This is a genomic window from Flavobacterium cupriresistens (genome assembly GCF_020911925.1).
Lineage (GTDB): Bacteria > Bacteroidota > Bacteroidia > Flavobacteriales > Flavobacteriaceae > Flavobacterium > Flavobacterium cupriresistens.
Genome location: NZ_CP087134.1, coordinates 4615816 through 4639020 on the forward strand (window position 1 = coordinate 4615816; position 23205 = coordinate 4639020).

At 37.1% G+C, this 23205-nt stretch carries 2 protein-coding genes and 1 pseudogene (1 of these 3 only partly in view); all 3 read right to left on the bottom strand.

What is annotated here, in order from left to right:
* Positions 1 to 2447, bottom strand: partial view of a non-ribosomal peptide synthase/polyketide synthase gene (locus tag LNP23_RS18670; protein WP_230002378.1) — the start only. It extends 26428 nt beyond the left edge of the window; the window shows 2447 of its 28875 coding nt (coding positions 1-2447); it begins with the start codon at positions 2445 to 2447; the stop codon falls past the left edge of the window.
* A gap of 828 nt (positions 2448 to 3275) precedes the next feature.
* Positions 3276 to 3495: pseudogene (locus tag LNP23_RS18675) on the bottom strand (IS982 family transposase); the annotation flags it as partial.
* Positions 3496 to 3767: 272 nt separating this feature from the next.
* Complete coding sequence (locus LNP23_RS18680) at positions 3768 to 23192, bottom strand: non-ribosomal peptide synthase/polyketide synthase (protein WP_230002379.1); 19425 nt, start codon at positions 23190 to 23192, stop codon at positions 3768 to 3770.
* Between the last annotated feature and the right edge of the window lie 13 nt (positions 23193 to 23205).

The window sequence follows — 23205 nt, forward strand, 5'->3', positions numbered from 1 at the left end:
GCCTCTCCTCCAAAAATCACATATCTGATCGCATGATCAAAATTCTCGGATAAGAATGCTTCCTGAAGCGCATAAAAAGATCCCGGAGTCTGGTTTAAAACCGTTACACCTTCACTGATCAATAATTCTTTAAACGAAATAGCGTCTTTGGTTACTGCTTTTGGAACCACTACCAAACGGCCTCCATGAAGCAAGGCTCCATACATTTCCCATACCGAGAAATCAAAACAAAACGAATGAAACAGCGTCCAGACATCATGAGTTCCGAAATCAAATAGACAAGATTCATTTTTAAACAAACGAACTACATTACTATGGGTAATTAAAACTCCTTTTGGATTACCTGTACTTCCTGAAGTATAAATCACATAAGCCAGATGATCCGGTGCTACTACAATACTTAAGTTCTCTGTTGAATAGTTTGAGATCTTCTCCCAATCTGTATCTAACAATACAACATTAAGATCAGTATATTCCTCCAGTACTTTATGACTTGTTGCACTACTCAATACTAAATTAATTCCGGCATCACCTATCATATAGGCAATACGATCTTCAGGATAATCCGGATCGATTGGCACATAAGCACCTCCTGATTTCAAGATTCCCAAGATTCCAACCAACATCTCCAAACCACGCTCTACGCAGATCCCCACAAGAGTGTCTGGCTCAACGCCTTGTTCTCTTAAATAAGATCCTAATTGATTGGACTTCTCATTTAATTCTTTATAACTTAATTTGGCTCCTTCATAAACCACCGCAATGGCATCAGGAGTATTTTTGACCTGTTCTTCAAATAAAGCAACTATGGTTTTATCTTTTGGATACTCAACTGCTGTATTATTGAAAACATTCAACAATTGATCTTCTTCCTTCGCAGTAAGCATTAAAAGACTATCTATTGACTGGTTGATATTATTCACAATACCTGCCAATAACTCTTGGTAATGCAGCAACATACGATCCATCGTTACTTTATCAAATAAGGCTGTACAATAATTGATGCTCAATACAATACCGTTATTTCCTTCTGACACATCCAGTGTTAAATCTGACTTCGAAGTAACGGTATCAAACTTATAACCTGAAAGAGTAATGTCTTCTAAACCTTTTCCTGTTTCTCCTGAACTTAGCTGTGTATTTTGCAACACAAACATCACCTGAAATAAAGGACTCATACTCCTGTCGCGGGTCGTAACCACACGCTCTACTATCTTCTCAAATGGAACCAACTGATGATCATAACTGTCCAATGTAGTTCTTTTAACTTCTGCTAAAAGTTCTTTGAAACTTGGATTGCCTCCCAAATCACTGCGAAGGGCCAACGTATTGACAAAAAAGCCAATCATTCCTTCTAACTCAGATTGGGTACGGTTTGCTATTGGCGTTCCTACACAGATATCATCTTGCCCGCTATAACGCGACAACAATACCTTAAAAACAGACAGCATCACCATAAACAAGGTAACGCCTTCTTTTTGGCATAAAATATTTAAAGACTCACTAATTTCTTTATTTAAAACAACAGAAACATTCGATCCTGCTGTACTCTGCTCAGATGGACGAGCATAATCTGTTGGTAATGCCAGCGTAGCCACTCCCTGAAGCTTCTCTTCCCAATACGATAATTGAGATTCCAAAACAGCTCCTTCGAGGTATTTCCTTTGCCAGATTGCATAATCTGAATATTGTAAAACAAGTTCCGGTAAAACGGCTGTTCTACCTGACTTCAGTGCATCGTAAAACTCCAGAAACTCATTCATCAAAATACCTTCCGACCAACCATCGCTGGCAATGTGATGAAACACACAAGCCAGTACGTACTTTTGATTTCCTAAATCATACAGACAGCTTCTTAATTTATAATCCTTTGCTAAATCAAAAGGAGTCATCAGATAATCTTGCAAACTGCTCGCCAACAAAGATTCATCTGTTATTTTTACCTGATCCAGTTTCCAATCCTCAGGACTAATAATTTCCTGATATCCTAAACCCTCCTCTGATAAAAGAATGGTGCGAAGTACCTCATGACGAGAAACGATACTTTGTAATGTTTGTTCTAAAATCACCCCATCTACTGCTCCTTCCAAATGAAGAACAGTAGGGATATGATATTCTGTACTACCTTGCAACTGATCTAAAAACCACAAACGTTCCTGACTGAAAGACATTGGAATACGCTCCAATCGCTCTCCTGTATAGGGAGTGACTTTCTCCAGTATTTTTTTTGCAATCTTGTTATCTTGATATTTATCTAATAATTCTTTGGTTATATTTTCACTCTGATATTTTTCCAGGTACTCAATAATCTGTTCTTTATTAGCTCTTATTTCCTGGAGTAATTCCGGACCGATTTCAGTATTTGACTTAATACTTAAAGATCCATTTTTTAATACCAACTTTATGCCTTCTTTGTTTATTCTTTGAAAAAAACTTAAAAATTCCATATATTATTAAAATTATAACCTAATATTCCTTACTATTATTTATACTATATCTTTCCTTAAAACTATTGACGTTAATTGCCTTATAATGTCAATAAGACAATAACTCAGCCACCGAATTAAATTTAAACAGTTCTCTAATTCGGCACACATTATCAGTCATCAAACAATTCATTTGCAAATCATTACCATCCAACACAAAGAAGTTATCCTAAATCCCTCCTTTTAGTATACTCTGCCAAATGGCAATCAATTGTATTACTGACGCTGTTCTTACGCAGCAACATATTCATTAGATAGCGCTCACCGATCAGAATCAAGCGAGTCTTTCCTACGTAATTTTCACATTAGACGCTAATCGGATATTACTTTGTTCCACCCAGATCATAGAAACCCTATACTCGAATAAACTTCATTCTAAACCTGCTGAAAATCAGCTTTTATTTTAACTTACTTTCTATAACTATCACAATCATCCGAGCGCTTGATATCTGCTACCTCTCCCTAGCCAAAAGGCAGTATTAAATCACAAAAATTCAATAAGGATAAAGCGCTTTTGATCTCATAAAATACCATACGAAAACCAAAAAACCCCACTCCTTAAACCCTACTTTACCATCAAGTAATCAGCATATTAATCAACCAGCCTATAAGTTTTTTCATTCAAAAAAAAGTTTCACGATAGACTTCTTTTTAAGTTAATTCTTCCTTATATAAATAGCCGTGAGCAACCAGAATTACTCCAATACATAATTTTGCAATCAGCCCTAAAGATAGTATATTATCAAAATTATCCTATATATTAAGATAAAAATTCCTCATTAAATGAAATTAATTAATTAGAATTATGATATTATTAATTAATCTTTCAAATATGAGTTTATTGATATTTTGAACTAAAATTAAAGCGGTTTTTTTTGTTAAAATTCTTGTTTTAAAACCATTAAATAATCTGATATAGTTATTTCCGATTTTAAATTGCCCCTTACAATTGCGAAAAAAGTGTCTTAATTTTTTTTCTTGATTTTCCGAAAATAGAAGCTCGTTTTTTTATACTCTGAAATAATTTCATTCAACGGATAAATATATTTTTTATCCTTACCTAATAATTGTTTTTCAAAACCACTTAACTTTTGGGCTACAATCCAAATAATAGTGCAATTTTAAAATGAAAAAGCCAGCTCGAGAGCTGGCTTTTTGTTGAAAATCTAATTTGAAGGCTATTTCTATTTTTGAATTTAAATACATGCTTTACAATCAAATCCAAACCTTAGTATCGATTCTTAGTTGGCACATCCGGATCGGCAGCCAACTGTATTAAAATTATAGTTCAATATGCATACTAAATTCATCTATAGAATCATTAAAGTTAATTATCTTATAATGTAAGTAAGAAGATAACTCATCTACCGTACTAAATTTAAATATCTCTTGGATCGGTACTTCTATAGACAACTCGTCACGTATGATAGATACTAAACGGGTCACCAATAAACTATGACCACCTAATTCGAAGAAGTTGTCATAAATCCCTACTTTTTCGATACCCAACAAATTCTGCCAGATTTCCACCAACTGTCTTTCTGTATCGGTACGCGGCTCAACATATTCCTTACTCGATAACTGTGAATTATCAGGATCCGGTAAGGCTTTCTTGTCCAGCTTTCCATTAGAAGTTAAAGGCATCTGATCCAGTTCAACCCAGATCATCGGAACCATATACTCGGGTAAACTTAACTTTAATTGTTCTTGTAGTACCTCTTTGTTCAATGAACCTTCCAACACTACATAACCAACCAAACGTTTATTACCTGATACATCTTCCTTAGCCAATACACAACATTGAGTAACCGATTCTAACAATGACAAAGCATTCTCGATCTCTCCCAATTCAATACGATAACCACGGATCTTAACCTGATTATCCTTTCTTCCAATATATTCTATACTACCATCAGCTAGCCAGCGTCCTAAATCTCCTGATCTATACAAGCGGTCTCCTGCTACAAAAGGATTTGTGATAAACTTCTCTTGCGTTAATTCTTCTCTGTTTAAATAACCTCTTGCAACTCCTGCTCCTCCAACACATAACTCTCCAATAACGCCTACCGGTACTAAATTTAGATTGGCATCTAAAATATAACATCCTAAAGTAGGGATCGCTGAACCAATAGCACTAACCGAACTTAACATATCTGAACTTGTTAGCTCTTTATAGGTAACGTGAACCGTAGTCTCGGTAATACCATACATGTTAATCATTTTACAAGACGGATATAATGCTTTCCAATTTTGTAAATAAACAGGGTTTAATGCCTCTCCTCCAAAAATTACATATCTGATCGCATGATCAAAACTCTCTGATAAGAATGCTTCCTGAAGTGCATAAAAAGATCCCGGAGTCTGGTTTAAAACCGTTACCCCTTCACTGATCAATAATTCTTTAAACGAAATAGCGTCTTTGGTTACTGCTTTTGGAACCACTACCAAACGGCCTCCATGAAGCAAGGCTCCATACATTTCCCATACCGAGAAATCAAAACAAAACGAATGAAACAGCGTCCAGACATCATGAGTTCCGAAATCAAATAGACAAGATTCATTTTTAAACAAACGAACAACATTACTATGGGTGATTAAAACTCCTTTTGGATTACCTGTACTTCCTGAAGTATAAATCACATAAGCCAGATGATCCGGTGCCACTACAACACTTAAGTTTTCTGTTGAATAGTTTGAGATCTTGTCCCAATCTGTATCTAACAATACAACATTAATAGCGCTATATTCCTCCAACACTTTATGACTCGCTGCGCTACTTAGCACCACTTTCATACCTGCATCATCCACCATATAAGCAATACGATCTTCAGGATAATCCGGATCGATTGGCACATAAGCCCCTCCTGATTTCAAGATTCCCAAGATTCCAACTAACATCTCCAAACCACGCTCTACACAGATCCCCACAAGAGTATCAACTTGAACGCCTTGTTCTCTTAAATAAGATCCTAATTGGTTCGACCTTTCATTTAATTCTTTATAACTTAATTTGGCTCCTTCATAAACCACCGCAATGGCATCAGGAGTATTTTTAACCTGCTCTTCGAACAAGGTAACTAATGTCTTATCCTTTGGATAGTCAACAGCTGTGTTATTGAAAACATCCAATAATTGGTGCTCTTCACCTGTAGTCAAGATTGACAGGGTGTTTATTGGCTGGTTGCTATCACTTACAATACCTGTCAACAATTCTTGGTAATGCAGCAACATACGCTCAATTGTCACTTTATCAAACAAAGCGGTACAATAATTCAGGTTCAAAACAATACCATTATTACTTTCGACTACATTCAATGTTAAATCAAATTGGGCTGTAACAACATCAAAATCATAAGCTGAAAGGTTAACGTTTTGCAAACCTCTTGTTGTTTGCTCTAAACCTGACTGGGCATTTTGCAACACAAACATCGTCTGAAACACAGGACTCATACTCCTATCACGGGTCGTAACCACACGCTCTACCACCTTCTCAAATGGCGCTAACTGATGGTCATAACTCTCCAATGTAGTTTCTTTTACTCTCTCCAGAAGTTCACTGAAACTTGGATTATCTCCAAGATCCGTGCGAAGGGCTAAAGTATTGACAAAAAAGCCAATCATACCTTCTAATTCTGACTGGGTACGGTTTGCTATTGGCGTTCCCACACAAATATCATCCTGTCCGCTATAACGCGATAACAAAACCTTAAAGGCAGACAATAACATCATAAACAAGGTAACCCCTTCTCTCTGAGCTAAAGCATTTATCGACTCACTAAGCTCTTTATTGAAAACGAAAGAAACATTTGATCCTGCTGTACTCTGCACAGAAGGACGTGCATAATCTGTTGGCAATGCCAGTGTAGCCACTCCCTGTAACTTCTCTTCCCAATATGATAATTGAGATTCTAAAACAGCTCCTTCGAGATATTTTCTTTGCCAGATTGCATAATCGGAATATTGCAGAGTAAGTTCAGGTAAAACTGTTGCTGTTGCTGTAGCACTTCCTGATTGTAAGGCACTGTAAAGTTCCATGAATTCATTCACCAAAATACCACTTGACCAACCATCACTGGCAATGTGATGAAACACACAAGTCAGTACGTACTTTTGATTTCCTAAATCAAACAGACCACTTCTTAGCTTATAGTCTTTCGATAAATCAAAAGGTGCTATAAGGTACGTTTTAACAGCACCTTCTAATAAAGATTCTGTTGTTTTAACCTGATCCAATATCCAGTCTTCTGCAGGTATTATTTGCTGATAACCTACACCTGCCTCCGATAATAGTATCGTACGAAGTACCTCATGACGAGATACGATAGTCTGCAGGGTTTGTTCTAAAATCGATACTTCTAATTCGCCTTCCAAACGTAACACCACAGGAATATGATATTCTGTACTACCTTGCAGCTGATCTAAAAACCACAAACGTTCCTGACTGAAAGACATTGGAATGCGCTCCGGACGATCCTCTGAAACAATAGTCGGCAGTAGTACTCCCTCGGATTGATCTGATACATGAGCTCCTAAAGCTGCTATAGTTGTATGTTCAAATACTTCTCTTACTGATATCTCAAGAACCATTTCTTTACGAATCATCGATACCAATCGGGTAGCCAATAAACTATGACCACCCAATTCGAAGAAATTATCATAAATTCCCACTTTTACTATACCCAATAAGTTTTGCCAGATAACAGCCAATTGTCTTTCTGTGTCTGTACGTGGTGCAACATAGGCCTGACTAGACAAATCGGAACTATCCGGATCCGGTAATGCTTTTCTGTCCAATTTGCCATTTGAAGTCAAAGGCAGCTGATCCAGTTCAACCCAGATCATCGGAACCATATACTCGGGTAAACTTAATTTCAATTGTTCTTGTAAAACTGTTTTATCGAGTTTGTTCTCTGAAACTACATAACCCACCAAACGTTTGTTACCTGCTGTATCTTCTTTGGCCAATACACAACTCTGGATCACAGATTCTAATGAAGATAAGGCGTTCTCGATCTCACCGAGTTCAATACGATGGCCTCGAATCTTTACCTGATCGTCTTTCCTGCCGATATATTCTATAGTACCGTCAGCGAGCCAGCGTGCCAAATCGCCTGTTTTATAAATTCGCTCTGCTTCTACAAATGGATTTGCAATAAACTTCTCCTTGGTTAATTCTGCTCTGTTCAAATAACCGCGAGCCAACTGAACTCCGCCAATATGCAATTCTCCAATTATACCACAAGGCAATATCGCATTATGATCATCTAATATGTACAACTGAACATTAGCAATGGCTTTACCGATAATTACTTTTTTCGAGAAATCTAACTTTTGAGCTGTAATATAGATAGTAGCCTCTGTTGGTCCATATAAATTCCAAACCTCTTTACTAATAGAAGTAAGGTTGTTTTTTAAAGATTCCTTGATCGCTTCTCCTCCGCTTAGAATCTTTACTTCTTCCTTGTTCTGCCAACCCGTATCAACAAGCATTTGCCAAGTCGATGGAGTTGCTTGCATAAAATCAGGGTGATAGTGAGCGATAGCAGATTGAAGCTCATCGCCATCTCTGATAGTTGCATTATTTAAAACGATAACTTTTGCGCCTAACAAAAGTGGCGCAAAAAACTCTAAGTAAAAAATATCAAAAGTATAGGTGGTCACCGAAAGAAAACTCTTGAGGTCTTCCATTTCTAAGCGGCCAATCATGCTTTGTAAAAAATTAAACAGGCTAACATGATCAATACAGACTCCCTTAGGTTTGCCTGTACTTCCTGAAGTATAAATTACATAGGCCAAATCATCCGGTGCTACTGCAATACCTGAATTTTCTGTTGAATATCCCGAAATCGAATCCCAATCCGTGTCTAAGAGTACAACATTACCGCTTGTATGTTCTGCTATTGTTTTATAACTCGCTGCGCTGCTTAACACCAGATTTATACTGGCATCACTCACCATATAGGCCATACGATCCTGTGGATAATCGGGATCTATTGGCACATAAGCGCCTCCTGATTTCAAGACTCCTAAGATTCCAACCAACATCTCCAAACTACGTTCCACACAGATACCCACAAGAGTATCAGCTTGAACTCCCTGCTCTCTTAGATAATGTCCTAATTGATTGGACTTCTCATTTAATTCTTTATAACTTAATTCTTCTCCTTCATAAACCACCGCAATGGCATCAGGAGTATTTTTAACTTGTTCTTCAAACAAATCAAGTATTGTTTTATCTTTTGGATATTCAACTACTGTGTTATTGAAAACATTCAATAATTGGTGTTCTTCTTCTTTTGATAAAACAGTTAAAGTATTTATAGTTAACTCTTCGCTTTTTAGACCTTCTAAAAGTTCTCTCAAAGCATTTTCCATATAAACAAGGATACGGTCTGCTCCTATACTCTGGTCAATTTGAGCTGTTAAACTAAAATGATCTCCATAATCATCTACACTTAATGTAAATGGATAATTGGTGCGTTCCTGATTTTCAAGAACCGTTATCCCCGAATCAAATTCATTTGCACGATCCTCTTCTGATAAAGACGGTGTCGAGTGACGGTAATTCAATATAGCACTAAAAAGGGCTTTATCATTGCCAATACCACTCCAATCCTGAATATGTGATAAAGGCGTTTGCTCATAGGACAATAAATCCTGCAACAGCCCTTTCACCTGATTCAAATATTCTGATGTGTTTCCTTTTAATTCCAATAACACCGGTAAGGTATTGATAAATAATCCTAAGGAATCTGCGGCTCCTAAAGAACCCTGAAGTCTTCCCGAGAACAAAGAACCAAAAATAGCATAGTCCTTATTACTACACTTCCCTACTACCAATCCGTACGCGGCATGAAACAAAACTGCCGGACTTATGGCGTGCATTACACCTAATTTGCGTAATTCTGCACTTAAATCTTTGGAGAGCACTATATGAGATTCTTCAATCCCCTTACCATCTCCTAAAACATTCGATAATCCAAAAGGATAAGTAGGTTCTTCGATTGCGCCAAATAAAGACTTAAAGTAAGATGCTCCATCATTTACCGATTGGGCGTGTAAAGTATGGCCTATAAAATCACGGTACAAAACAGGAACTCCTAAACTGGCTATATTTCCTGATAAATACATCGTAATCTCGGATATGATTTTCTCCATACCCACGTGGTCAATTATTAAGTGATGTTGGTATACAATCAAATAATAACAACCATTCTGAGTATCATCTGCTGATTTCAACTGCAATAATGGTGCTTTTGTAACATCCATCCAATATCCTCCAGGGGCTATCAGAAGTTCCAGTTGTGGTAAAACTGCTTTTGAATGATCCAATTCTAAATGCTCAACCCATAAAGGTGCTTCACGTAAAACAACCTGAACGGCTCTTGGTAAACCTGAACTCAAAATACTGGTACGCAAAACATCATGACGGTTCACCACAAATTGTAAGGCCTCTATGAAAGAATCTCGTTTACCCTGATCTGTAAAAGAAAGCAAACTTGGAAGCACATAAGGATCGCCCTCTTTAGGATCACTCATCAAATGATGAAAATGAATTCCTTCCTGCAAAGGGGATAAAGGATAGATATCCGCTATATTAGTAATGCCTCCCCTTACAGTTGCCATTATGCTGTCCAGATCACTCTGACTCAAATCAGTCAAAGGAACCATTGCTGGGGTAATAACATCGCTATCAACTGTTATACCATTGGCCGGAACACGATACACTAAAGATAAAGAAGATAACTTCTCACTCATTAAAGCTATCGTTGGTCCTGCAAAAATATCTTTTACTCTAATATGAAAATCTAACTTCTGTAAACGAGAAATCAATTGAACAGCCAGTAAACTATGACCACCCAATTCGAAGAAATTATCATAAACTCCCACTTTTTCTATTCCCAATAAGTTTTGCCAAATGACTGCCAATTGTTGTTCCGTCTCTGTGCGAGGCGCAACATACTCCTCTGTAGAAAGATCTGAGTTATCCGGATTCGGTAACGCTTTCTTGTCCAATTTACCATTAGAAGTCAAAGGCATTTTATCCAATCCAATCCAAATCATCGGAACCATATATTCCGGTAAACTTAATTTTAATTGATCCTGTAAAGCTGTTTTATCTAGTTTGTTCTCTGAAACTACATAAGCAACCAAACGTTTATTACCTGATGCATCTTCTTTGGCCAACACACAACATTGAGTAACCGATTCCAATAAGGACAAAGCATTCTCGATCTCTCCCAATTCTATACGATAACCACGGATCTTAACCTGATCGTCTTTTCTTCCAATATATTCTATGTTTCCGTCAGCTAACCAACGTACTAAATCTCCTGATCTATACAAGCGGTCTCCTGATACAAAAGGATTTGTGATAAACTTTTCCTGAGTTAATTCTACTTGGTTTAAATAACCACGAGCCACTCCTGAACCTCCTACACATAATTCTCCAATAACTCCTATAGGTACTAAATTTAGATTGGCATCTAAAATATAAGCAACGCTATTATTAATTGGTTTTCCTATTGGAAGATTCTTGTTCGTTATATTATCAATGGTATAAGTCGTTGAAAAAGTAGTATTTTCTGTTGGACCATAACCGTTAACCACTTTAAGATTCGGATAAAGCTCTTTTAGCTTATTTGTATAATTAAATAAAACTACATCTCCTCCTACTATTAAATAATCAAGGGGTTCAAAAAGAGATAAATCAGATTCTACTACCTGATGAAACCACGAAGCGGTCATCCATAAAGTATTGACTTTTCGTTCAATAAGCAGTTCTTTTAAACTAACTGAATTTAAAAGCGTATTGATAGAGGCTACTATTAATTGTCCTCCATTTAATAAAGTTCCCCAAAATTCTATCGTAGTCGCATCAAAAGAGATTGAACCTGTTGACAACCATACTGTTTCTGAATTTAAAGAGAGATAATCACAACTTGTAGATAAACTTACAATGTTTCCGTGAGTAACCATCACTCCCTTTGGTCTGCCGGTACTTCCCGAAGTATAAATCACATACGCCAAATCATCCGGTGTTACTTCAATACCCGGATTTTCTGTTGAATATCCTGAAATCGCATCCCAATCCGTGTCTAAGAGTACAACATTAATAGCGGTATACTCCTCTAATACTTTATGACTCGCTGTACTACTTAATACCAGTTTCATACCTGCATCATCAATCATATAAGCGATACGATCTGACGGGTAATCAGGATCTATGGGTACATAAACGCTTCCTGATTTTAAGATTCCTAAAATACCGACCATCATTTCCAAACTACGCTCTACACAGATCCCTATAAAAGTATCAGACTGAACGCCCTGTCCTCTTAGATAATGTCCTAATTGATTGGACTTCTCATTTAATTCTTTATAACTCAATTCTTCTCCTTCATAAACCACCGCAATGGCATCAGGAGTGTTTTTAACTTGTTCTTCAAATAAAGCAAGGATCGTTTTATCTTTTGGATATTCAACCGCTGTGTTATTAAAAACATCTAATAACTGATCAGACTCTTCTTTTGATAAAATCGAGTCCATACTTACACTCGCTTCAGGTTTGTTCCTGAAACAATCTAAAATATTATTCAGATAAGAATGAAAACGCTCTAAAGATATTTCTGAGTTAAGATTTTTGTACATCGAATATTGAACTTCAAATCCAGTAGTTCCGGTTAAATTTATTGTTAAATTTAGACCTGAACTTGTTCGCTCAAAAGAACTATTTTTTATATCCTCTTTACCCTCATCATTCGTATCCGGAAGTAAAACTCCTGTTGAAAAATTCTCCGGAGTGATTTCATTATACACATGAAAATCAACATAATTGAATAATACATCAAAAAAAGAATCATCTCTGTCTACTCCGATAAGACGTTTAATTTCAAAAAATGTCAGATGACTATAGCGTTTTATTTCATTCATCTTTTCTTCGACACTTTTAAAATACGACAACCAGCTTCCCTCTGATTCAAAAATATAGCGTACCGGTATCGTATTTAAAAAACATCCTAAAATTTTGTCTCCATCTTCGACTGATGGGCGATTATTTGCCGCCAAACCAACCGTTAGCTCTGTTTCATGAGTCAGTAGCTTTAGTGCATAGATATAGACCCCAAAAAACACACTTTTTAGCGTCAAATTATGCTCTTTACATTGTTTTTTCAGATCATTTAAAAAAGATAAATCGTATCGTTTGGTGTAATACTCAGTCACTCGTGTTTCTTCTAAGAAAATATCCAAATATTTATATCCTGTCAATTCTTCTTTCCAGAAAGAAATAGCCTCAACATCTTGCTTAGCCATCAATTCTTTAATGATATAATCCCTCTGATTACAAGCTATTTCGGAAGAAAAAGAATTATTTCCCTTCTTTAACTCAAAATACGTTTTATAAAGTTCCGTCGTAAATGTAGCGAGACTCCATCCATCCATAATAGCATGATGAAACTGGTATACAAATAACTTAGTATGGGCGTCAATAGTAAAAACAGTAAAACGATATAATGCTCCCTCCTCAATACTAAAAGGAATGGCTCTTTCTGATATCAGAAATGCTTCAATTTTCCTTTCTTGTTCCTTCTTATCAAATAAACTTAAATCTCTTTGTTCTATGTCAAAAGAAACATTTTTATATACGATTTGAACCGGTTGTTCATAATCTGAAAAATTAAAACTCGTACGAAAAATAGAATGTTTTTCGATTAATAATGCCATTGCTTTTTCAAACTTAGCAAAATCAAAAGAATCATCTTTAAAAGGAAATGTCATCTGATCATGAAAAACACCTAAGCCCGGATCTACTAATGATTCCATAATCATCCCTTGCTGAACATCTGTCATTGGGTAAATGTCTTCAATCAAATCTGAATTCTCCATAGAATTCCTAATAGATAAGCTCAGTTTTTCTATCTCAGAATCGACACTTTGATAAAGCTGTTCTGTCTTAGCATCATGCGTATCATCATTTAATGCTGAAATTGCAAAACGCTCTATAGTACTGTATTTAAAAAGATCGAGTAATTGAATCCGTTTCTTAAACGTTTCATTTATTTTTGATATCAATCGGATTGATATAATAGAATCTCCTCCTATTTCAAAGAAATTATCATAAACTCCCACTTTTTCTATTCCCAGTACATTTTGCCAAATAGCAACCAACTGTCGTTCCGTTTCTGTACGTGGCGCAACATATTCTTTACTGGATAATTCTGAACCATCCGGATCAGGTAAAGCTTTCTTGTCTAGTTTACCGTTTGAAGTTAAAGGCATTTGATCCAGTTCAACCCAGATCATCGGAACCATATATTCCGGTAAACTTAATTTCAATTGATCCTGTAAATCAGTCTTATTCAGTTTACCTTCTGAAACTACATAACCAACCAAACGTTTATTACCTGATGCATCTTCTTTGGCTAAAACACAACATTGTGTAACTGATTCCAACAATGCCAAAGTGTTCTCAATCTCACCCAATTCGATACGATACCCACGAATCTTAACCTGATTGTCCTTTCTGCCAATGTATTCTATATTTCCATCCGGTAACCAGCGTGCTAAATCGCCCGTTTTATAAATTCTTTCTCCTTCAACAAAAGGATTCGCTATAAATTTCTCTTGTGTTAATTCTTCTTTATTCCAATAACCTCGGGCTACCTGAATTCCTCCAATACATAATTCACCTGTTACACCTAATGGTAAAAGTTCGTGTGCTTCATCTAAAACATATAAACTGGTATTGGCAACCGGTTTACCGATTAAAACGCTTGACAAGTGACCTTCCAAAGGAACTTCCCAAGAACTAACGTCAATCGCTGCCTCGGTAGGACCGTATAAATTATCTAAACGTACATTATTAAATTTCTCTCTAAACAGACTAACATGATCCAGTTGTAAAGCTTCCCCGCTACATAAAACACGCTGTAATGAACTACAGTCTCCTAACTCAATTGAACTAAGGAAAACGCTTAACATTGAAGGAACAAAATGGATCGTAGTGATATTATTTTGCTCAATGAGTTCTTTTAAATAAAGAGCATCTTTATGACCTTCCGGTTTCGCAAAAACCAATTTAGCACCGCAGATAACAGACCATAATAGTTCCCAAACAGAAACATCAAAACTAAAGGAAGTTTTTTGAAGAATGGTGTCTTCAGCCGTTAACTGATAATGGGATTGCGTCCATAACAATCGATTTACAATACCTCCATGCTCGTTCATCACCCCTTTTGGTCTGCCTGTACTTCCTGAAGTATAAATCACATAAGCCAGATGATTCGGTGCCACTACAACACTTAGATTTTCTGTTGAATATCCCGAAATCTTATCCCAATCTGTATCTAAGAGTACAACATTAATAGCGCTATATTCCTCCAACACTTTATGACTCGCTGCGCTACTTAGCACCACTTTCATACCTGCATCATCCACCATATAAGCAATACGATCCTGTGGATAATCGGGATCGATTGGTACATAAGCACCTCCTGATTTCAAGATTCCCAAGATTCCAATTAACATCTCCAAACCACGCTCTACACAGATCCCCACAAGAGTGTCTGGCTCAACGCCTTGTTCTCTTAAATAAGATCCTAGTTGGTTCGACTTCTCATTTAATTCTTTATAACTTAATTTGGCTCCTTCATAAACCACCGCAATGGCATCAGGAGTATTTTTAACCTGTTCTTCAAACAAGGTAACTAATGTCTTATCTTTTGGATAGTCAACAGCTGTGTTATTGAAAACATCCAATAATTGGTGCTGTTCTCCTGTAGTCAAGATTGACAGCCCGTTTATTGGCTGGTTGATATCACTTACAATACCTGTCAACAATTCTTGGTAATGCAGCAACATACGCTCAATTGTCGCTTTATCAAACAAAGCGGTACAATAATTCAGATTCAAAACAATACCATTATTGCTTTCGGCTACATTCAATGTTAAATCAAATTGGGCTGTAACAACATCAAAATCATAAGCTGAAAGGCTAACGTTTTGCAAACCTCTTGTTGTTTGCTCTAAACCTGACTGGGCATTTTGCAACACAAACATTGTCTGAAACACAGGACTCATACTCCTATCACGGGTCGTAACCACACGCTCTACCACCTTCTCAAATGGAGCCAACTGATGGTCATAACTCTCCAATGTAGTTTCTTTTACTCTTTCCAGAAGTTCACTGAAACTTGGATTATCTCCAAGATCCGTGCGAAGGGCCAAAGTATTGACAAAAAAGCCAATCATACCTTCTAATTCTGACTGGGTACGGTTTGCAATTGGTGTTCCCACACAAATATCATCCTGACCACTATAACGAGATAACAATACTTTAAAAGCTGATAACAGCAACATAAACAAGGTAACACCTTCTCTCTGAGCTAAAGCATTTATCGACTCACTAATTTCTTTATTTAAAACAAAAGAAACATTTGATCCTGCTGTACTCTGCACAGAAGGACGTGCATAATCTGTTGGCAATGCCAGTGTAGCCACTCCCTGTAACTTCTCTTCCCAATACGCTAATTGAGATTCTAAAACAGCTCCTTCGAGATATTTTCTTTGCCAGATTGCATAATCGGAATATTGCAGAGTAAGTTCAGGTAAAACTGTTTCTGTTGCTGTTGCTGTAGCACTTCCTGATTGTAAGGCATTGTAAAGTTCCATGAATTCATTCACCAAAATACCACTTGACCAACCATCACTGGCAATGTGATGAAACACACAAGCCAGTACGTACTTTTGATTTCCTAAATCATAAAGACAACTTCTTAACTTATAATCCGTTGATAAATCAAAAGGTGTTATAAGGTACGTTTTAACAGCACTTTCTAATAAAGATTCTGTTGTTTTAACCTGATCCAATATCCAGTCTTCTGCAGGTATTATTTGCTGATAACCTACACCAGCCTCCGATAAAAGAATGGTACGAAGTACCTCATGACGAGATACAATAGTCTGCAGGGTTTTCTCTAAAATCGATACTTCTAATTCCCCTTCCAAACGCAACACCACAGGAATATGATATTCTGTACTACCTTGCAGCTGATCTAAAAACCACAAACGTTCCTGACTGAAAGACAATGGAATACGCTCGGGACGATCCTCTGAAACAATAGTCGGCAGTAGTACTCCCTCGGATTGATCTGATACATGAGCTCCTAAAGTTGCTATAGTTGTATGTTCAAATACTTCTCTTACTGATATCTCAAGAACCATTTCTTTACGAATCATCGATACCAATCGGGTAGCCAATAAACTATGACCACCCAATTCGAAGAAGTTATCATAAATCCCCACTTTTTCTATACCCAATAAGTTTTGCCAGATAACAGCCAATTGCCTTTCTATGTCTGTACGTGGCGCAACATAGGCCTGACTGGACAAATAGGAACTATCCGGATCCGGTAACGCTTTTCTGTCCAATTTACCATTTGAAGTCAAAGGCAGCTGATCCAGTTCAACCCAGATCATCGGAACCATATACTCGGGTAAACTTAATTTTAATTGTTCTTGTAAAGCTGTTTTATCGAGTTTGTTCTCTGAAACTACATAACCAACCAAACGTTTGTTACCTGCTGTATCTTCTTTGGCCAATACACAACTCTGGATCACAGATTCTAATGAAGATAAGGCATTCTCGATCTCACCGAGTTCAATACGATGGCCTCGAATCTTTACCTGATCGTCTTTCCTGCCGATATATTCTATGGTACCGTCAGCGAGCCAGCGTGCCAAATCGCCTGTTTTATAAATTCGCTCTGCTTCTATAAATGGATTTGCAATAAACTTCTCTTGCGTTAATTCTGCTCTGTTCAAATAACCGCGAGCCAACTGAACTCCGCCAATATGCAATTCTCCAATTATACCACAAGGCAATATCGCATTATGATCATCTAATATGTACAACTGAACATTAGCAATGGCTTTACCGATAATTACTTTTTTCGAGAAATCTAACTTTTGAGCTGTAATCCAGATAGTAGCCTCTGTTGGTCCATATAAATTCCAAACCTCTTTACTAATAGAAGTAAGGCTGTTTTTTAAGGATTCCTTAATCGCTTCTCCTCCGCTTAGAATCTTTACTTCTTCCTTGTTCTGCCAACCCGTATCAACAAGCATTTGCCAAGTCGATGGAGTTGCCTGCATAAAATCAGGGTGATAATGAGCGATAGCAGATTGAAGCTCATCGCCATCTCTTATTGTTGCATTATTTAAAACGATAACTTTTGCACCTAACAAAAGTGGCGCGAAAAACTCTAAGTAAAAGATATCAAAAGTATAGGTGGTCACTGAAAGAAAACTCTCGAGGTCTTCCATTTCTAAGCGGCCAATCATGCTTTGTAAAAAATTAAACAGGCTAACATGATCAATACAGACTCCCTTAGGTTTGCCGGTACTTCCTGAAGTATAAATCACATAGGCCAAATCACCTGGAGCTACTGCAATACCGGAATTTTCTGTTGCATATTTTGAGATCTTATCCCAATGCGTGTCCAGTAAAACAACATTACCGGTTGTATGTTCTGCTATTGTTTTATGACTCGCTGCGCTGCTTAACACCAGATTTATACCAGCATCACTCACCATATAGGCCATACGATCCTCAGGATAATCGGGATCTATTGGCACATAAGCACCTCCTGATTTTAAGACTCCTAAGATTCCAACCAACATCTCCAAACTACGTTCCACGCAAATACCCACAAGAGTATCAGCTTGAACTCCCTGCTCTCTTAAATAATGTCCTAATTGATTGGACTTCTCATTTAATTCTTTATAACTTAATTCTTCTCCTTCATAAACCACCGCAATGGCGTCAGGAGTATTTTTAACTTGTTCTTCAAACAAATCAAGTATTGTTTTATCTTTTGGATATTCAACTGCTGTGTTATTGAAAACATTCAGTAATTGATGTTCTTCTTCTTTTGATAAAACAGTTAAAGTATTTATAGTTAACTCTTCGCTTTTTAGACCTTCTAAAAGTTCTCTCAAAGCATTTTCCATATAAACAAGGATACGGTCTGCTCCTATACTCTGGTCAATTTGAGCTGTTAAGCTAAAATGATCTCCATAATCATCTACACTTAATGTAAATGGATAATTGGTGCGTTCCTGATTTTCAAGAACCGTTATCCCGGAATCAAACTCATTTGCACGGTCCTCTTCTGATAAAGACGGTGTCGAGTGACGGTAATTCAATATCGCACTAAAAAGGGCTTTATCATTGCCTATACCACTCCAATCCTGAATATGTGATAAAGGCGTTTGTTCATAGGACAATAAATCCTGTAACAGCCCTTTCACCTGATTCAAATATTCTGATGTGTTTCCTTTTAATTCCAATAACACCGGTAAGGTATTGATAAATAACCCTAAAGAATCTGCGGCTCCTAGAGAACCTTGAAGTCTTCCCGAGAACAAAGAGCCAAAAATCGCATAGTCCTTATTACTACACTTCCCTACTACCAATCCGTAAGCGGCATGAAACAAAACTGCCGGACTTATGGCGTGCATTACACCCAATTTGCGTAATTCTGTACTTAAATCTTTGGAGAGCACTACATGAGATTCTTCAATCCCCTTACCATCTCCTAAAACATTCGATAATCCAAAAGGATAGGTTGGTTCTTCGATTGCGCCAAATAAAGTTTTAAAATAAGCCCCTCCATCATTTACTGATTGGGCGTGTAAAGTATGACCTATAAAATCACGGTACAAAACAGGAACTCCTAAACTGGCTTTATTTCCTGATAAATACATCGTAATCTCGGATATGATTTTCTCCATACCCACGTGGTCAATTATTAAGTGGTGTTGGTATACAATCAAATAATAACAACCATTCTGGGTATCATCTGCTGATTTCAACTGCAGTAATGGTGCTTTTGTAACATCCATCCAATATCCTCCAGGGGCTATCAGAAGCTCTAATTGGGGTAAAACTGCTTCAGAACGATCCAACTCTAAGTTTTCAATCCATAAAGGCGCTTTACGTAAAACAACCTGAACGGCTTTTGGTAAACCTGAACTTAAAATACAGGTACGTAAAACATCATGACGGTTCACTACAAATTGTAAGGCCTCTATGAAAGAATCTCGTTTACTCTGATCTGAAAAAGAAAGCAAATTTGGCAGAACATAAGGGTCTCCCTGTTTAGAATCACTCATCAAATGATGAAAATGAATCCCTTCCTGTAACGGTGATAAAGGATAGATGTCTTCTATGTTAGAAACACCTCCCGTTACAGTTGCCAGTATGCTGTCCAGATCACTCTGACTCAAATCAGCCAAAGGAACCATTGCTGGGGTAATAACATCGCTATTAACTGTTATACCATTGGCCGGAACACGATACACTAAAGATAAAGAAGATAACTTCTCACTCATTAAAGCTATCGTTGGTCCTGCAAAAATATCTTTTACTCTAATATGAAAATCTAACTTCTGTAAACGAGAAATCAACTGAACAGCCAATAAACTATGACCACCCAATTCGAAGAAGTTATCATAAACTCCAACCTTTTCTATTCCCAATAAGTTTTGCCAAATGGTAGCCAATTGTTGTTCCGTCTCTGTGCGAGGCGCAACATACTCCTCTGTAGAAAGATCTGAATTATCCGGATTCGGTAACGCTTTCTTGTCCAATTTACCATTAGACGTTAAAGGCATTTTATCCAGTTCAACCCAGATCATCGGAACCATATATTCGGGTAAGCTTAATTTTAATTGATCCTGTAAAGCTGTTTTATCTAGTTTGTTCTCTGAAACTACATAACCCACCAGGCGTTTATTACCTCCTGTATCTTCCTTGGCTAATACACAACATTGGGTAACCGATTCCAATAAGGACAAAGCATTTTCGATCTCTCCCAATTCTATACGATAACCACGGATCTTTACCTGATTATCCTTTCTTCCAATATATTCAATATTTCCATCGGCAAGCCAGCGTCCTAAGTCACCTGATCTATACAAGCGGTCTCCTGCTACAAAAGGATTTGTGATAAACTTCTCTTGCGTTAATTCTTCTCTGTTTAAATATCCTCTTGCAACTCCTGAACCTCCTACACATAACTCTCCAATAACGCCTACCGGTACTAAATTTAGATTGGCATCTAAAATATAACATCCTAAAGTAGGGATCGCTGAACCAATAGCACTAACCGAACTTAACATATCTGAACTTGTTAGCTCTTTATAGGTAACGTGAACCGTAGTCTCGGTAATACCATACATGTTAATCATTTTACAAGATGGATATAATGCTTTCCAATTTTGTAAATAAACAGGGTTTAATGCCTCTCCTCCAAAAATCACATATCTGATCGCATGATCAAAATTCTCGGATAAGAATGCTTCCTGAAGCGCATAAAAAGATCCCGGAGTCTGGTTTAAAACCGTTACTCCTTCAGTGATCAATAATTCTTTAAACGAAATAGCGTCTTTGGTTACTGCTTTTGGAACCACTACCAAACGGCCTCCATGAAGCAAGGCTCCATACATTTCCCATACCGAGAAATCAAAACAAAACGAATGAAACAGCGTCCAGACATCATGAGTTCCGAAATCAAATAAACAGGATTCATTTTTAAACAAACGAACTACATTACTATGGGTAATCAAAACTCCTTTTGGATTACCTGTACTTCCTGAAGTATAAATCACATAAGCCAGATGATCCGGTGCCACTACAACACTTAAGTTTTCTGTTGAATAGTTTGAAATCTTGTCCCAATCTGTATCTAACAATACAACATTGATCTCTGCGTATTCCTCCAGTACTTTATGACTTGCTACACTGCTCAATACTAAATTAATTCCGGCATCACCCACCATATAAGCAATACGGTCTGTTGGATAATCCGGATCGATTGGCACATAAGCCCCTCCTGATTTTAAGATTCCCAAGATTCCAATCAGCATCTCCAAACCACGCTCTACGCAGATCCCCACAAGGGTGTCTGGCTGAACGCCTTGTTCTCTTAAATAAGATCCTAGTTGATTGGACCTTTCATTTAATTCTCTATAACTTAATTTGGCTCCTTCATAAACCACCGCAATGGCATCAGGAGTATTTTTAACCTGCTCTTCAAATAAAGCAACTATAGTTTTATCCTTTGGATACTTAACTGCCGTATTATTGAAAACATTCAACAATTGATCTTCTTCCTTTGCAGTAAGCATTAAAAGACTATCTATTGACTGGTTGATATTATTCACAATACCTGCCAATAACTGCTGATAATGCAACAACATACGATCAATCGTCGCTTTATCAAATAAAGCGGTACAATAGACCACATCCAATGCAATACCATTTTTCTTTTCGGATACATTCAACATTAAATCAGACTTTGAAGTTACAGTGTCAAACTCATAGTTTGAAAGCGTAAGATCCTTTAAGTCTAATTCACCTGAACCTTCGGGTGTATTTTGCAACACAAACATCACCTGAAATAAAGGGCTCATACTCCTGTCGCGGGTCGTAACCACACGCTCCACTATCTTCTCAAATGGAACCAACTGATGATCATAACTGTCCAATGTAGTCGCTTTAACTTCTGCTAAAAGTTCTTTGAAACTTGGATTGCCTCCCAAATCACTGCGAAGGGCCAAGGTATTAACAAAAAATCCAATCATACCCTCTAACTCCGACTGGGTACGGTTTGCGATCGGCGTTCCTACACAGATATCATCTTGCCCGCTATAACGCGACAACAATACCTTAAAAACAGACAGCATCACCATAAACAAGGTAACACCTTCTTTTTGGCATAAAATATTTAAAGACTCACTAATTTCTTTATTTAAAACAACAGAAACACTTGATCCTGCTGTACTCTGCTCAGATGGACGAGCATAATCTGTTGGTAATGCCAGCGTAGCTACTCCCTGAAGTTTCTCTTCCCAATACGATAATTGAGATTCCAAAACAGTTCCTGTCAGATACTTTCTTTGCCAAATTGCATAATCGGAATATTGTAAACTAAGTTCCGGAAGTACGGCAGTTCGGCCAGATCGCAAAGCGCTGTAAAGCTCCATGAACTCATTCACCAAAATACTCTCAGACCAACCATCACTGGCAATATGATGAAAGACACACACCAATATATACTTTTGATCTCCTAAATCGTATAAGCCTCCTCTTAATTTATAATCCTTTGCTAAATCAAAAGGGGTCATTAAATAATCCTGTAGATTACTTTCAAATGATGATGCACTTTCTATTTTAAACTGGTCTAACATCCAGTCCTTTTCACTTATAACTTCTTGATAACCTAACCCGTCCTCTGACAACAGCATGGTACGAAGTACCTCATGACGAGATACAATGGTCTGCAAGGTTTGTTCTAAAATCAATACGTCTAATTCTCCTTCCAAACGCAATGCAATAGGAATATGATATTCTGAACTGCCCTGCAGCTGATCTAAAAACCACAAACGTTCCTGACTAAAAGACAATGGAATACGGGCAGCATCATCCTTGGTATGCGGAGTGATTTTTTTCAATAATTCACCTACCGTATCTTCATTTTCTAACCCTTCCAAATATTTAATAATACCAGCCTTATTCTCTCTTATTTCTAAAATAAGTTCAGGATCAATTTCAGAATTTGCTTTAATATTTAATGAACCATCTATTAATACTAGCTTTATTTTTTCTTTATCTAATTTTCTAAAAAAACTTAAAAATTCCATATTCTATTTACTA

Excerpts from the sequence above, each read along its gene's own strand:
- LNP23_RS18680 (WP_230002379.1), bottom strand. The coding sequence starts at position 23,192 with ATGGAATTTTTAAGTTTTTTTAGAAAATTAGATAAAGAAAAAATAAAG.